A 14,759-nucleotide genomic window follows, 5' to 3' on the forward strand; every position below is an offset into this window, starting at 1 on the left:
CAGTCTCACTCGTTCGAGGATCGTCGCGCCGGACGCGGACGGGTAGAGCTTTGGCCGGAGGTGGGCCATGGAACAGACCGCGTTGCGCCCCAAGTCGATGCCCGGAGCCCCGCGCCGTGAGGCGGCGCCCCGGGGGAACGGTTCGGGCGGCCGCCGCCCGCATGCGGCGCGGCGCCGTGGCAAGCGCCTCGTCACCCTGCTGCTCGGCCTGCTGTTCGGGGCGGTGCTCGTGCTGTCGGGCGTCGGCCTCGGCACGGTCGGTGCCGCCGTCATAGGCATGAGCAAGCTGGCCGAGATGCAGCAGCAGGCGGGGGCGGCGCCGCGGCCGCCCGCGCTCACGCCGTCACATCCGCCGGCCTCTTCCGCCTCCCCGTCGCCCTCCGCCCGCCCCGTGCGGGCGGCGCTCGGCGTCGAGGCGGTGGATGCGCCCAAGGGGGCGGGGGCGCTGCTCGTGGGCGTGCACGTGCCCGGTCCCGGCTATACGGCCGGTCTCGTCCGGGGCGATGTGCTGATCGCCTTCGACGGGACACAGATCGGCTCGGCGGGCGACCTCGCCCAGGCTGTGGAGTCCGCGCGTCCGGGCCGGCAGGTCACGCTGACGGTCCGGCACGAGTCGGGCGTGCGCCAGGTACTGGCGGTGACTCCTGGAGTGGTGACCTAGGGCCGCTATCAGGGGATCGCCCTACGGGGGAGATCAGACCACACGGAAGTGCGTCGTCAGCCGCCGCTCGTCGTCGAGGATGTGGAAGGCCAGGCCCACCGGAGCGTCCCGGTCCGCCACACCCTCACCCTCCCAGGGCAGCCGCAGCGTCCAGGTCACGCCGGGGCCGATCGCCAGCGGACGGCCCGCGAACACGGTGGCGGCCGGGGTGTGTGCGTGCCCCGCGATGATCCCGGCTATCTCCGGCCGCCGCTCCAGCAAAGCGGCCAGCTCCCGTGGCTGGGCCAGCTGGTACGCGTCGGGCAGCGGGTGGTGCAGCGCCACCGGCGGGTGGTGGAACGCGAGCAGGGCGGGCGTCTCGCCGTCGAGCCCGTCGAGGGTGTCCTCCAGCCAGTCGTACGTCTCCTCGTCGAGCCGGCCCTCGTCGGCGCCCGGAATGCTGGAGTCGCACATGAGGACCACGGCGCCGCCGACATGGTGGGCGCGGTTCACCGGTCCCTCGGACGCGGGTTCGCGCAGCAGCGCCTTGCGGTAGGGCGCCCGGCTGTCGTGGTTGCCGGGGCAGGTCAGGACGGGGAAGGATGCGTCGCCGTCGTGCAGCCCCAGCAGCTGGGCCGCCTCCTCGTACTCGGACTCGGCGCCGTGGTCCGCGATGTCGCCGGTGACCAGGAGGGCGTCGAGGGGGCCCGGCAGCGCCCGGAGGTGGTCGATCGCGCGCCGGGCGCGCGCCGTCGCGCGTGGGGTCCCGTCGAGGTGCAGGTCGCTGATCTGGGCCAGCACAAGCATGGTCGTACGTCCTCCGGAGAAGGGGCTTAACGGATGCTGCCGATCTAACCATTAGTTGTAATGGTTGATCAATGGGCAGGCATTAGACAGCGGCCCGGCCGGGCGGCGCGCGCATGCGGGAACAGACTCGCGTCAGGCCCTGCGGGCGGGCAGGATGCTGCCCGTACGTCCTGTTCGGAGAAGCAAGGTTCAGCTCGGAGCACCCGGAGGACCGGATGACCGCCACGCCCGCGCCGTTCACGGCCGACGACTACAAGGCCCGGATGGAGCGCGCCGCCCGGTCCGCGGCCGACGCGGGGCTCGCCGGCGTCCTCGTCGCCCCCGGCCCCGACATGGTCTGGCTCACCGGCTATTCGCCCACCGCCGACACCGAGCGCCTCACGATGCTCGTCCTCGCCCCGGGCCAGGACCCCGTCCTCGTGGTCCCCACGCTCGAGGCACCGGACGCCGCGAAGGCGGTGGGAGCGGGCGCCCTCACCCTGCGGGACTGGACCGACGGCAAGGACCCCTACGCGGTGACCGCGCCCCTCCTCGGCGTCTCCGGCCGCTTCGGCGTCAGCGACAACGCGTGGGCGATGCACCTCATCGGGCTGCAGAAGGCACTGCCCGACACCTCGTACGCCTCCCTCACCGAGGCCCTGCCGATGATGCGCGCCGTCAAGGACGCGGCCGAACTCGAACGGCTCACGGCGGCGGGCGAGGCGGCCGACGCCACGTACGAGGAGATCAAGAAGGTGCCCTTCGCGGGCCGCAGGGAGACGGACGTCGCGGGCGATCTCGCCGATCTGCTACGGCAGTTCGGGCACTCGCAGGTCGACTTCACCGTCGTCGGATCGGGCCCGAACGGCGCCAGCCCGCACCACGAGGCGGGCGAACGCGTCATCGGACACGGTGACATGGTCGTCCTCGACTTCGGCGGCCTCAAGCACGGCTACGGATCCGACACCTCCCGCACCGTGCACGTCGGCGAGCCCACCGCCGAGGAGCAGCGCGTCCACGACGTCGTGCGCGAGGCGCAGGCGGCGGGCTGCGCGGCGGTCAAGCCGGGCGTCGCCTGCCAGGACGTCGACCGCGCCGCCCGCGCTGTGATCACCGAGTTCGGCTACGGCCGGTTCTTCATCCACCGCACCGGCCACGGCATCGGCGTCACCACCCACGAACCGCCCTACATGATCGAGGGCGAGGAACTGCCCCTCGTCCCCGGAATGTGCTTCTCCGTGGAGCCGGGCATCTACCTTCCGGGCCGCTTCGGGGTGCGCATCGAGGACATCGTGACGGTCACCGAGGACGGCGTACGACGGCTGAACAGCACGTCGCGGGACATGGCGATCGTGAGCTAGACGCCATGTCCGACGCCCCGCGGCCCACCCAGGACACCGTACGAAGACTGCTGGACGCCCTCCTCCCCGACGGCGGGCAGCTCGACGTCAGTGCCGTGGCCGAGGGCGGCGAGCACTCCACCTGGTGGGTCGGCACCCGCTATGTGCTGCGCCTCGCCCTCGACGCGCCGTCGTCCGTGCGCCAGCGCCGCGAGATCAGGGTCCGTGACCTCGTGCGCCAGCACGTCGGCATCGCCGTGCCCGCCTCTCTCGCGTCCGGCGAGTGGGCGGCCGGGCGCACGTACACCCTCGATACGCGGCTGCAGGGCGCGTCGGGCGACGTCGTCGACGTCACCGCGGTCGGCGAGGAGGACCTCGCGGGGCTGCTCGGCGGCCTGCGGGAGGTGCCCGCCGCGCGGGCCGAGGCGCTCGGGCTCACCAGGACCGCGCCGCGCTCCCTCGACGCACTGCGCCGGGAGGCGGCGCGGGCAGCCGAACTCCTCGGCGGTAACGGCGAGTTCGAGACCGCACGCCTCGCGCAGCTGACCCCGCAGGCCGCCGCCCAGCTCGCCCCGCAGCCCGGCGCCGTCGTGGTCCACAACGACCTCAAGGGCGAGCACCTCACCGTGACCTCCGACGGCCGGGTGCGCGGCGTCCTCGACTGGGCCGATGCCGTCATCGGCGACCCGGCCGAGGACATCGCGGGCCTGAGCATCTCGGTCGGCGCCCGCGCGGCCGTCCGCGCGGCGACCCTCGCCGGGTACGGCGCCCGCGCCAGCCTGCGCGGCCTGTGGCTGGCCCGCTGCGACACCCTCGTACGCCTCGGCGAGCGCCTCCACGGCGCGGACGACAGCCCCGTGCCGCTGCTGCGCACCCAGCTGGAGCGCGCGTGGGAGGCGATCCTCCTCGAACTCGTGACGGAACTCGCCGACAAGGACCCGGAGACCGGCTGAAGCCCCTTATGGGCCGGCCTATGGCCCGACGAGCACCGCGCACGACTGCGGAGGGACGGTGAGCAGACCGTCCTCGCCGGGCAGGCCCACCGGCTCCCACGCGGCGAGCACCCGGTAGCCGTTCCGGCCGACCGGCACCGCTACCTCCTCGTCCGACAGGTTCACCGCCACCCGCAGATCACCCCGCCGGTACGCGATCCAGCGGGCCTCCTCGTCGTACGCCACGCGCACGGCCGCCAGATCGGAGTCCGTCAGGTCGGCCCGGGCACGGCGCAGAGCGATCAGCTCGCGGTACCAGGCCAGCACGCGCGCGTGAGGGTCGCGATCCGGCTCCGACCAGTCCAGGCAGGAGCGCTCCCGGGTCGCCGGGTCCTGCGGATCGGGAATGTCCTCCTCGGCCCACCCGTGCGACGCGAACTCCCGCCGCCTGCCCTTGCGTACGGCGTCGGCGAGCGCCGGGTCGGTGTGGTCGGTGAAGAACTGCCACGGGGTGCCGGCGGCCCACTCCTCGCCCATGAACAGCAACGGCGTGAAGGGCGCTGTCAGCACGAGCGTGGCCGCGCACGCGAGGAGCCCGGGGGGCAGGCTCGCGGAGAGCCGGTCGCCCAGCGCGCGGTTGCCGATCTGGTCGTGGGTCTGGGCGTAGCCGAGCAGCCGGTGCGCGGGGGTGCGGGTGCGGTCGATGGGGCGCCCGTGATGCCGGCCACGGAACGTCGAGTATGTGCCGTCGTGGAAGTAGCCCCGGCTCAGGGTCTTGGCGAGCGCGGCCATCGGCGCCTTCGCGAAGTCCTCGTAGTAGCCCTGGGACTCGCCCGTCACCGCCGTGTGCAGGGCGTGGTGGAAGTCGTCGCTCCACTGCGCCTGGAGCCCGAGGCCGCCGTGTGTGCGCGGGGTGATCACGCGCGGGTCGCCGAGGTCCGACTCGCCGACCAGGAACAGGGGCCTGTCCAGCTCCTCGGCCAGGGCGTCGACGGCCGTGGACAGCTGCTCCAGGAAGTGGACCGCGCGCGTGTCGCGCAGCGCGTGCACCGCGTCGAGGCGCAGCCCGTCGATCCGGTAGTCGCGCAGCCAGGCGAGCGCGCTGCCGACGAAGTACGCGCGCACCTCGTCGGAACCGGGGGCGTCGAGGTTGACCGCGGCGCCCCAGGGCGTGTGATGGGTGTCGGTGAAGTACGGCCCGAACGCGGGCAGATGGTTGCCCGAGGGGCCCAGGTGGTTGTGGACCACGTCGAGGACGACGCCCAGCCCGAGCCCGTGCGCCATGTCGACAAAACGCTTCAGCGCCTCGGGGCCCCCGTACGGCTCGTGCACCGCCCACGGGCTGACGCCCTCGTAGCCCCAGCCGTGCCGGCCGGGGAACGGGCACAGCGGCATCAGCGCCACATGCGTGATGCCCAACTCGACGAGGTGGCCCAGCCGTTCGGCCGCGGCGTCGAGCGAGCCCTCACGCGTGAACGTCCCCACGTGCAGCTCGTACAGGACCGCGCCGGGGAGGCCGCTGCCCGGCCCCGACTCCGAGCGCCACGTGTACCGCGCGTGGTCGACGACCGCGCTCAGGCCCTCGGGCCCGTCCGGCTGGCGGCGAGAGCGGGGGTCGGGCAGCACCGGCCCGTCGTCGAGCGCGAACCCGTAGCGCGAACCGTCCTGCGCGTCGGCCTCGCCCGCCCACCACCCCTCGCGGTCCGGGTCGCGCTCCAACGCGCGCGTGGTGCCCTCGCAGTGGAGCGCGACCCGCTCTGCCTGTGGTGCCCACACCTCGAACTGCACGGACGGTTCCCCCTTGTCTGCCGACAGTGACGACCCGTCCATCCTGCGTCAGCGGAGATCGATCCGCTGGGATTCGCAGCGGGTTCCGCGCATTCCTCGCCGGATCGGACCCGTCGGCGAACCGGCCGGTGAACCTCAGACGAAATTGATGCGCTTCTCCGTGACCGGGTACCCGGCCTTCGTGAAGTTCGCCGCCATCGGGAAGTTCCCGTCGTCCGTCGCCCCGGCGATGAACTCGGCGCCGTGCTCCACCAGAAGGTGCGTCGACTCGACCAGCAGGTCGTACGCGTAGCCGTGACCGCGCTGCTCCGGCACCACGCCGATGAACCCGATGCACGGACCGCCCGGGTTGTGAGCGGGGATGTGCAGTCCGGCCAGCTCGCCCTGTGGCGTGTACGCCAGCTGCCACCACTCGCGCGGTGACGGGCACCAGTGGAAGAAGTCCAGCTCCTCCTGCGCGGCCGTGTCGAGGCCCGACTCCTCGATGGCGTGCCGCGCGTGCGCGTCGAGGGTCGCCGAGTGGACCCGGCGCAGCACGGCGAGGATCACCTCGTCGTCGGGTTCCGCCCGGAACTCCAGGCGGCCGGGGCGCTCCGGCAGGCCGTTCTCGGGCGTCCACCGGTAGCGCAGCCGCTCCACGAGCAGCTTCTTGCCGGCCCGTGTGACCGCCTCCATCCGCGCCTCGGCGGCCGCCCGCGTCCGTGGGTCCTCACGCCAGCCCGCGGGCAGGATCAGCTCGTACTCGACGTCGAACGGGGCCAGCCGCAGCAGTTCGGCGCCCGCCTCGACGTCGTCCTCCAGGACGTCGAACCAGTTCAGGTTCACCGGTTCCGTGTCGTCCTTGCCGCCCCACCAGGCGGCCCGGGCGACCACGCGCCCTTCGCGCAGGGCGACCCAGGTCCAGTCCGGGCGGTAGTCGCCGCCCTCGGTGACGGTGCGATAGCCGACGCCGGTGATGACGCGGCCCACGAGGCCCGGATCCTCGAACGTACGGAAGAGCGGTACGTCTTCCTCGGTCAGTGCGCGGACGACCAGCTCCGCGTCGTCGCGCGTCGGGTGCGGGCTTCCTTGCGGTGCAGCAGTCAAGAATTCTCCTGGTCCACGTGAACGCGCCCGGCGGCGGTCCGAGCTGCCGAACCTAGCAGCGGGCATGGGACGGGCGCGCCCGGTTTTCCACGCACCGCGTTCCGTCACCGTCCTTGCTGGTCAAGGCCGTACGGAGGCGCGTTGAAGTTCGTCGTTTTCTGGACACCTCGGCCGCGCTGCCGGACAATCACGTACGTGACCTCCTCGTTCGAGCACCATACGTACCCCGCGCGGCTGTCCGACGCCGAGCGCGACAGGGCGTTGCGGGAGCTCCGTGAGGGCGCCGCACTCGGCCGGCTGTCGCACGACACGTTCGTACGGCGCATGGAACTGGCCCTCGCCGCCCGCCGGTCCGACGAACTGGCCGCGCTCACCGCCGATCTGCACACCGAGGGCCGCTGGTCCCGGGTGGTCTTCGGCACCGTGGCGGCGGTCTCCGGCTTCACGGTGCGGCTGCGCGGGGCATGGCAGCGCGAGCGCCTCCCGAAGCTGCAGCTGCCGTCGCCGAACAACCCCTACCCGCTGCGCATCGGGCGTGACCCGGCCAACGGACTGCGCCTCAGCCACGAGACGGTCTCCCGGGTGCACGCCGAACTGAGCAGGCAGGGCGGCATGTGGGTGCTGCGTGACCTCGGCTCCACCAACGGCACGTCCGTCAACGGGCGGCGGGTGGTCGGCGCGGCGGTCGTCCAGGACGGCGACCAGGTCGGCTTCGGACGGATGTCGTTCCGGCTCTCCGCCGACTCCGCCTGACTCGGGGGCGTTTGGCGTTCCAACTCCGGTCGTTCCAGGCAGTGTTCGCGTTCAGACGCCCGCCGCAAGCGTGTGCCGCACGGCCGCGACAGTCGTCCGCGACTGGTGCTCGACCTGGTGCTCCAGCGGCACCCAGCGCGCACTGAACCGCTCCGCGAACGCGTCGCACCAGTGGGTCACCAGCTGCTCAAGACGCTCCGCGTCCGGGTCGTCGGCCTCCTTCAGGACCCGCAGGAGCATCGCGGCCGCCCGCAGCGGCAGCCGTCTGGAGAACGCGTCGATGCTCCCCACGTACGCCATCGTGGCGTCCGGCGGCGGCGGTTTCAGCCAGTCGTCCGCGAGGCCCGGCACCAGCGCGACGGCCCAGCGCGCCGCCCGCATCAGCGGCCCGTCCACCTCGGGAAGCCGCGGCAGCGCCGACTGGAGGATCTGCTCCACCAGGAGCGTGTCCCGGCTCAGCCGCTGTGCGAGACGCCGCAGCGCCCGGTCGGGGGCGGGGTGCGGCGCCGGGTCGTCCACGAGGTCGCTCGCCCACATCGGGACCTCGACGATCGCGGTGCGGCCTCCGTAGCGGTGGGCGTGGTGCCAGGTGCTGTGCCGGGCGTCGTCCGGCAGGCTGGGGAACGCGGCCTCGACGCCGGGCTCGGGCATCACATGGACGCCGGGGCCCGTCGCGGGCCAGCCCGCCGCGTCCGACGCCCCCGTCTCCACCGGGATGTGCAGCTCCGCCGCCGACTTGGCGAACGGCTCCGCGAGCCCCGGTATGTCCCGCGTCAACTGCACCCAGCTGCCGCCCAGATCGGTGCCGTGCAGGGACACCTGGAGAAAGGGGCGCAGGTCGTCGATGACTCCGGTCAGGGTCCGCGTCTCGGGCGGCAGCCGGTCGGGCGGCAGCACGGAGGGCGACCACTCGGGCTGCTCGGGGCCCGCGGGGCGGAAGAAGTGCCGGTGGTAGTCGAGCAGGGTGCGCGGCGCGGGGGTGCGGTGCAGATCCGCGCCGTCGGGGTCGGCGCACAGCAGGAAGTGCCAGGAGCAGTCGGTGCGCAACTCCCGCTCCATCAGGGCTCGTTCGGCCAGGCGCAGCAGAGTGGAGCCGCCGGCCGGCTCGTTCGCGTGGGCGCCCGCGACCACGAGCACCGCGCGGTGGTCGTGCCCCACCGACAACAGGTGCAGCGGCCGGCCCGCGCGTGAGGTGCCGACCTGGCGTAGAACGCACAGGTCGGGTCGGTGAGTCGTCAGCTCCCGTGCTGACTGGACCAGTTCGGCCACATTCGGGTAGCGCTGCTCCGTCAGGTGACTCACCCCCGTTGGTGCTCCCCACGTCGCATCCCGCAGTACCCCACGCTGCGCGGCACCTGTCAAGAAGGCGGCATCGGGTGCCTCGACGCTGGTGCGGCCCGGCGCCCGCCGGGGCGAGGGAGGTCTCGCCGACGGTCTAAGAGAGCGGCCTCATCACACGCGGCCCGAAGACGCTGCCGGTACTCGTCAGTTGACGGGTGGGCGCACGAGGAGCGCGTCCGGAAGCCGGCTGAACGACTCCTGCACGCGCGCCGCACGTGAACTTCCCCCGGTACGCCCTCCTCAGCCGACCGGCGCCCGCACCAGGAGCGCCACCGGAAGCCGGTCGAACAGCTCCTCCACGCGTGCGTGACCGGTGAACTCCCGTCCCGGGGAGAGCAGGTCGGCCCAGCGACCCTCCGGGAGCGGCAGTTCCGTGTCGCGCCAGCCGCCCGTCTCCGCGAGGCGCAGGGACAGCCGGGTCACGGCGGCGACGGCCTCCCCGGAGCGTGCGAACGCCACACAGTGCGCGGCGCCCGCCCCCCGCGCGGGCAGCGGATCGTACGTCGACCCGCCGCCGAACCACTCCGGGTGCGCCCGGCGCAGCCGCAGCGCGGCGACGGTGAGGGCCAGTTTCTCGTCGGACAGACCGAGGGGCAGGGCCCCCTCACCGGAGTTCAGCTGCTTCAGATCGAAGCGGGCCGGCGCACGGTTGTCCGGGTCCACCAGTGCCCGGTACTCGTGCTCCGTCCCCTGGTAGACGTCCGGCACCCCCGGCATCGTCAGATGGGCGAGAGCGGCCCCCAGGACGTTCGCCCGCACATGGGGCCGCAAGGAGTCCGCGAACGCGGCGACGGCCTCCCTGGGCGGCCCGCACGGGCCCGCGGCCACGAAGTCGCGCACCGCCTTCTCGTAGTCCGCGTCCGGCTCGGTCCAGCTCGTGTGCAGCCCCGCCTCGCGCACATGCTTGAGCATCGCGCCCTGGAGCCGCTCGCCGTCCTGGTCGCCGAACCCGACCGCCGTCTGCCAGGCCGCCCAGGCGAGTTGGGCATCGGGCGAGCTCGCGCCGCCCTCGCGCGCGGTCCGCTCGGTGACCTCTGCGAGCAGATCGTCCCAACGCCCGGGACACTGTGTGAGCACGGAGATCCCCGCCCGCACATCGGCGCTCCGCTTGGTGTCGTGCGTCGACAACACGGTGCCCGTGTACGGCCAGTCGCGCTGCACGCGCGCGCAGTACGCGTGGAATGACTCCGGGTCCACAGCGGGGCTCTGTGGCGTACCGCCGACCTCCGTCGCGGACAGCAGGGGCGCGTGCCGGTAGAACGCCGTGTCCTCGACCGCCTTGGCCCGCAGCGCGGACGCCGTCTGCGCGAACCGCGCCCGGAACGCGCCGTGTTCGGGCCCCGACCCGCATTTCCCGAGCGCCAGATCCCGCACGGTGTCCACCGCCTCGGCCTCCTCGGCGACGGTGAACACCCCCTTCGCGTCCGCGGCGTCCTCGGGCGTGAGCACGATCTCGGGGTCCGCGCCCCCGGTCACGTACGGCCGGTACACGTCGAGGCGCACCAGGAGTTCGCGTACGGCGGCGCGCAGGGCCCACGGGGCGTGGTCGCGCAGGGCCGCGTCGGCGGCGCACAACCTGCCCGCCTCGCGCGTGAGGCGGTCCACCTCGGCGGCCAGCTCGTGCGTGACGACCTTGTACGCCGCGCGGCGCGCCGTGGCGTCCCAGTCGCCGCCCCGGTCGGCGGGCGCCGCCGTGAAGCGCCGGAACAGGCCGAGCAGTTCGTCCGCGCCCGACGGGTCGGTGAACAGGCCGTCGATCCGGCGCAGCGCGTCGTAGCCCGTCGTGCCTGCCACCGGCCAGGCGGCGGGCAGCTGTTCGTCCGGGCCGAGGATCTTCTCGACGACGGTCCAGCGCCCGCCGGCCGCGTCGGCGAGGTCCTTCAGATAGGCGCCGGGGTCCGCGAGGCCGTCGGGATGGTCGACGCGCAGCCCGTCGAGGACGCCCTCGCGCAGCAGCTGGACGATCTTCTCGTGGGTGGCGTCGAACACCTCACGGTTCTCCACGCGGACCCCGATGAGGTCCGAAATGGTGAAGAAACGCCGGTAGTTGAGCTCGGTGCGGGCCAGCCGCCACCATCCGAGCCGGTACCACTGGGCGTCGAGCAGCTCGGGAAGGGGCAGCGTCTCCGTGCCCTCGCGCAGCGGGAACGCGTGCTCGTAGTAGCGCAGCACACGGCCGTCCACCTCCAGGTGCTCCAGCTCGTGGCTCAGCCGGTGGCCGAGCACGGGCAGCAGAACCCGCCCGCCCTGCGCCTCCCAGTCGATGTCGAACCAGTGCGCGTAAGGGGAGTGCGGCCCGTCCCGCAGTACCTCCTGGAGGGGCCGGTTGAGCCCGGCCGCCGACGCCATGTGGTTGGGCACGATGTCGGCGATCAGGCCGAGCCCGTGCTCCCGCGCCGTTCGCGCGAGCGCCCGCAGCCCGGCCTCACCGCCCAGCTCGTCCCGCACGCGCGCGTGGTCCACGACGTCGTACCCGTGCGTGGAACCGGGTACGGCCTCCAGGACCGGCGACAGATGCAGGTGCGAGACACCCAAAGAGGCCAGATACGGGACGGCTCCTGCGGCGGCGGCGAACGGGAACGCCGGCTGGAGCTGCATCCGGTACGTGGCCGTGGGCGGGGCGGGGACCTCGCCCTCGTGATGGTCCGGTGTCATGCGCGTCATGCGAACCTACGTACCCGCCCCGGCGTCTTTCGTGTCATCGCCGCATGCATATGTCACCGGCGCCGTCGATAGTTTCGAACGATGGCACAGGCAGCGGGGGGAACGTCGGCGACATACCGCGAGGTGCTCGGGGCGACCGGGGCACTGCTCCCGCTGATCTCGTTCTTGGGGCGGCTGCCGGTGGCGGTGATCCAGTTCGGCAGCGTCCTGCTGATCACCAGGACGAGCGGTTCCCTCGCGACCGGAGGGACCGTGGCCTGCGCGCTCGCGCTCGGACAGGTGGCCATGGGGCCCGTCGTCGGCCGGCTCGCCGACCGGCGCGGTCAGCGGAGCGTCGTGCTGTGCTGCTCGCTGCTGAACGCCGTCGCGATCGCCTGCTACACGCTCGGCGTCCTCGCGGGACTCCCGACGCCGCTCCTGGTGGCGCTCGGCGTGCTCGCCGGGGCCACGGTGCCGGGGATCGGTCCCCTGGCCAGGGCCCGGGGCGTCGCGCTCGTCCGCCGCGGGGGTGCGGACGAGCGCGACGTGAACACCGTGCTGTCGCTGGAGAGCACCATGGACGAGCTGTCGTTCGTCCTCGGGCCCGCACTGATCGGCGTCGCGTCCTTCGTCGGCCACCCCGCGTACGCGTTCGGGGCCGCCGCTCTCCTGGTCGCCGGCTGCGGCACGGCGTTCGCGCTGCACCCGACCGCGACGGCGGTCCGGCCCGCGGCGGCGCCCACCCCCAAGGAGCCGCGCGCCCGGCGGCCCCGCATGCCGCGCGAGGTCCGGCTCGTGCGCCTCGGCCTCGTCCTCCTCGGCATCCTTCTCGGCGGCTGCGGGGCCGGGATCACGGCGCTCACCCAGAAGCTCGGCCAGGAGGACCAGGCGGGCCTCGTCTACGCCGCCATGGGCGTCATGAGCGCCGTCGTCGGCCTGTCCCTGGCCGCCGTGCCGGAGCGCTTCGGGCTCGCGCTGCGCTGGCGGGTCGCCACTGCGGCAGCCGCGCTCCTGTCCCTCCTGCTGATCGGCACGCAGAGCATGCCGGGCCTCTACGTGGCGGTGACCGTGTTCGGCGCCGTCTTCGCGCCGAACCTGATCACCGGCTTCGGACTCACCGAGCGCGCCGTGCCGGGCGAACGTCTCGCCGAAGGCATGACGTTCGCCGCGAGTGCCTTCGTCGGCGGGCAGGCGGTCACGCTCGCCGTGGCGGGCCGCCTCGCCGAGTCCCACGGCCCCGCCGCGGCTTTCACCGTGGGCAGCGTCGCCGCGGCCCTCGCGTTCGGCGTCGCACTCCTCGTAAAGGCCCCGGCGCAACGACGCGTCACGCCGGCCGCTGCAGCACCGTCAGGCTCCGGTCGAGGAGTGTGAGACGGTCACCGGCCCGCACCTTCGCACCGGTCCCGAGCGGCACACCTTCGGGCAGCGCCGTGTCCACGACGACCTCCCACTGGCGCCCGTGATTGACCGGCACGAGGAACTCCAGCGCGTCGGGCGAGGCGTTGAACAGCAGCAGGAACGAGTCGTCCGAGATGCGCTCGCCCCGGGGGCCCGGCTCCGAGATCGCGTGCCCGTTCAGGAACACCGACAGGGCCCGCGCCTGCGCCGCATCCCAGTCGTCCCGCGTCATCTCCTCGCCCTCCGGCGTGAACCAGGCGATGTCGGTCAGCTCGTCGTGGGTGCCCTCGACCGGCCGCCCGTGGAAGAAGCGGCGCCTGCGGAACACCGGGTGGTCACGCCGCAGCCGCGCCATCGCGCGCGTGAAGCCCAGCAGGTCGTCCTGCTCGCCGTCCTCGGGCCAGCGCACCCAGGCCAGCTCGCTGTCCAGGCAGTAGGCGTTGTTGTTGCCGTTCTGCGTGCGCCCCAGCTCGTCGCCGTGGCTGAGCATCGGCACGCCCTGGGAGAGCATCAGCGTCGCGATGAAGTTGCGGACCTGACGGTCCCGCAGGCCGAGCACCCCGGGGTCGTCGCTGTCGCCCTCCACACCGCAGTTCCACGACCGGTTGTGGCTCTCCCCGTCGCGGTTGCCCTCGCCGTTCGCCTCGTTGTGCTTCTCGTTGTACGAGACCAGGTCGCGCAGGGTGAAACCGTCGTGGCACGTGACGAAGTTGATGGAGGCGAGCGGGCGGCGGCCGTCGTCCTGGTAGAGGTCGGACGAGCCGGTCAGCCGCCCGGCGAACTCGGCGAGGGTGCGCGGTTCGCCCCGCCACAGGTCCCGGACGGTGTCCCGGTACTTGCCGTTCCACTCCGTCCACAGCGGCGGGAAGTTGCCCACCTGGTAGCCGCCCTCGCCGACGTCCCACGGCTCGGCGATCAGCTTCACCTGGGAGACCACCGGATCCTGCTGCACCAGGTCGAAGAACGACGACAGCCGGTCCACCTCGTGGAACTGCCGCGCCAGCGTGGCCGCCAGGTCGAAGCGGAACCCGTCGACGTGCATCTCGGTGACCCAGTAGCGCAGCGAGTCCATGATCATCTGTAGGACGTGCGGCGACCGCATGAGCAGTGAGTTCCCGGTGCCCGTCGTGTCCATGTAGTAGCGGCGGTCGTCCGCCAGGCGGTAGTACGAGGCGTTGTCCAGGCCCCTGAAGGACAGCGTCGGGCCCAGGTGGTTGCCCTCCGCCGTGTGGTTGTAGACGACGTCGAGGATGACCTCGATCCCGGCCTCGTGCAGTGCCCGTACGGCCGACTTGAACTCCAGGACCTGCTGCCCGCGGTCGCCCCAGGAGGCGTAGGCGTTGTGGGGGGCGAAGAAGCCGATGGTGTTGTAGCCCCAGTAGTTGTTCAGGCCCATCTCCACCAGGCGGTGGTCGTTGACGAACTGATGGACCGGCATCAGTTCGAGCGCCGTCACGCCCAGCTCCGTGAGGTGATCGAGGATCGCCGGGTGGGCGAGCGCCGCGTAGGTGCCGCGCAGCTCGTCCGGGAGGGCCGGGTGCGTCATCGTGAGGCCCTTCACATGGGCCTCGTAGATCACCGTGTGGTGGTACTCGGTGCGCGGCGGACGGTCGTCGCCCCAGTCGAAGTAGGGGTTGACCACGACCGACGTCATCGTGTGCGGCGCCGAGTCCAGGTCGTTGCGCTTGTCGGGCGACCCGAAGGGATACCCGTACACCGCCTCGCCCCAGTCGATCCGGCCGCTGATCGCACGGGCGTACGGGTCGAGGAGCAGCTTCGAGGAGTTGCACCGCTGGCCCCGCTCCGGGGTGTACGGGCCGTGCGCGCGGAAGCCGTACCGCTGGCCCGGCATGATGCCGGGCAGATACGCGTGCCGCACAAAGGCGTCGGACTCCCGCAGCTCGACCGCGGTCTCCGACCCGTCGTCGTGCAGCAGACACAGCTCTATGCGCCGGGCGGCCTCCGAGAAGACCGCGAAGTTGGTGCCGGCGCCGTCGTAGGTGGCACCGAGTGGATACGCCTGTCCAGGCCAGACCTGCATGGGTACGACTC

11 protein-coding genes are annotated in these 14,759 nt (G+C 72.8%); 5 read left to right on the top strand and 6 right to left on the bottom strand.

Annotation, left to right across the window (positions count from 1 at the left end; genetic code table 11):
- Positions 1-67: 67 nt before the first annotated feature.
- Entirely contained in the window at positions 68-661 is a 594-nt protein-coding gene (locus tag ACY0PA_RS31480; protein WP_473080874.1) for a PDZ domain-containing protein, read from the top strand.
- A gap of 33 nt (positions 662-694) precedes the next feature.
- Here ACY0PA_RS31480 and ACY0PA_RS31485 read toward each other — a convergent pair whose 3' ends face one another.
- Positions 695-1,447 carry a metallophosphoesterase gene (locus tag ACY0PA_RS31485; RefSeq protein WP_473080875.1) on the bottom strand — a complete coding sequence of 251 codons (753 nt, stop codon included), beginning with the start codon at positions 1,445-1,447 and terminating at the stop codon, positions 695-697.
- Positions 1,448-1,662: 215 nt separating this feature from the next.
- On the opposite strand from ACY0PA_RS31485, the gene ACY0PA_RS31490 reads away from it, so the two are divergent.
- Together ACY0PA_RS31490 and ACY0PA_RS31495 are read left to right on the top strand one after the other, a co-directional pair.
- Positions 1,663-2,787: a M24 family metallopeptidase gene (locus ACY0PA_RS31490; protein ID WP_473080876.1), complete on the top strand. Its 1,125-nt coding sequence runs from the start codon at positions 1,663-1,665 to the stop codon at positions 2,785-2,787.
- A 5-nt stretch (positions 2,788-2,792) separates the two neighbouring features.
- Positions 2,793-3,719 (top strand): aminoglycoside phosphotransferase family protein, encoded by a 927-nt coding sequence (locus ACY0PA_RS31495; protein WP_473080877.1) that lies wholly within the window; start codon positions 2,793-2,795, stop codon positions 3,717-3,719.
- Between the two features lie 18 nt (positions 3,720-3,737).
- On the opposite strand, the gene treZ is transcribed toward ACY0PA_RS31495, so the two are convergent.
- Together treZ and ACY0PA_RS31505 are read right to left on the bottom strand one after the other, a co-directional pair.
- Positions 3,738-5,486 (bottom strand): malto-oligosyltrehalose trehalohydrolase, encoded by a 1,749-nt coding sequence (treZ, locus tag ACY0PA_RS31500; RefSeq protein ID WP_473080878.1) that lies wholly within the window; start codon positions 5,484-5,486, stop codon positions 3,738-3,740.
- Between the two features lie 135 nt (positions 5,487-5,621).
- Positions 5,622-6,572 (bottom strand): GNAT family N-acetyltransferase, encoded by a 951-nt coding sequence (locus ACY0PA_RS31505; RefSeq protein ID WP_473080879.1) that lies wholly within the window; start codon positions 6,570-6,572, stop codon positions 5,622-5,624.
- Between the two features lie 195 nt (positions 6,573-6,767).
- Between ACY0PA_RS31505 and ACY0PA_RS31510 the strand changes: the two genes are divergently transcribed.
- The gene (locus ACY0PA_RS31510; protein ID WP_356279466.1) at positions 6,768-7,325 is read left to right on the top strand and encodes a DUF1707 and FHA domain-containing protein; all 558 of its coding nucleotides are present in this window, start codon (positions 6,768-6,770) and stop codon (positions 7,323-7,325) included.
- 51 nt (positions 7,326-7,376) lie between these two features.
- Here ACY0PA_RS31510 and ACY0PA_RS31515 read toward each other — a convergent pair whose 3' ends face one another.
- Both ACY0PA_RS31515 and treY read right to left on the bottom strand, forming a co-directional pair.
- Entirely contained in the window at positions 7,377-8,627 is a 1,251-nt protein-coding gene (locus tag ACY0PA_RS31515; protein ID WP_473080880.1) for a M14 family zinc carboxypeptidase, read from the bottom strand.
- A 279-nt stretch (positions 8,628-8,906) separates the two neighbouring features.
- On the bottom strand, positions 8,907-11,321 hold the full coding sequence (gene treY, locus ACY0PA_RS31520; RefSeq protein WP_473086486.1) for a malto-oligosyltrehalose synthase: 2,415 nt from the start codon (positions 11,319-11,321) through the stop codon (positions 8,907-8,909).
- 90 nt (positions 11,322-11,411) lie between these two features.
- Here treY and ACY0PA_RS31525 point away from each other — a divergent pair, with 90 nt between their 5' ends.
- A complete protein-coding gene (locus ACY0PA_RS31525) occupies positions 11,412-12,680 on the top strand; it encodes an MFS transporter (protein ID WP_473080881.1) in 1,269 nt (422 codons plus the stop codon).
- Here ACY0PA_RS31525 and glgX read toward each other — a convergent pair.
- Complete coding sequence (glgX, locus tag ACY0PA_RS31530) at positions 12,634-14,748, bottom strand: glycogen debranching protein GlgX (RefSeq protein ID WP_473080882.1); 2,115 nt, start codon at positions 14,746-14,748, stop codon at positions 12,634-12,636. The two genes, ACY0PA_RS31525 and glgX, sit on opposite strands and share 47 nt — an antisense overlap.
- Positions 14,749-14,759: the final 11 nt, after the last annotated feature.

The organism is Streptomyces sp. DS1-CR2 (assembly GCF_055760475.1).

Coding starts and splice junctions, on each gene's coding strand:
- ACY0PA_RS31525 (WP_473080881.1), top strand. CDS start 11,412: ATGGCACAGGCAGCGGGGGGAACGTCGGCGACATACCGCGAGGTGCTC.
- ACY0PA_RS31480 (WP_473080874.1), top strand. CDS start 68: ATGGAACAGACCGCGTTGCGCCCCAAGTCGATGCCCGGAGCCCCGCGC.
- treY (WP_473086486.1), bottom strand. CDS start 11,321: ATGACACCGGACCATCACGAGGGCGAGGTCCCCGCCCCGCCCACGGCC.
- glgX (WP_473080882.1), bottom strand. CDS start 14,748: ATGCAGGTCTGGCCTGGACAGGCGTATCCACTCGGTGCCACCTACGAC.
- ACY0PA_RS31490 (WP_473080876.1), top strand. CDS start 1,663: ATGACCGCCACGCCCGCGCCGTTCACGGCCGACGACTACAAGGCCCGG.
- ACY0PA_RS31485 (WP_473080875.1), bottom strand. CDS start 1,447: ATGCTTGTGCTGGCCCAGATCAGCGACCTGCACCTCGACGGGACCCCA.
- ACY0PA_RS31495 (WP_473080877.1), top strand. CDS start 2,793: ATGTCCGACGCCCCGCGGCCCACCCAGGACACCGTACGAAGACTGCTG.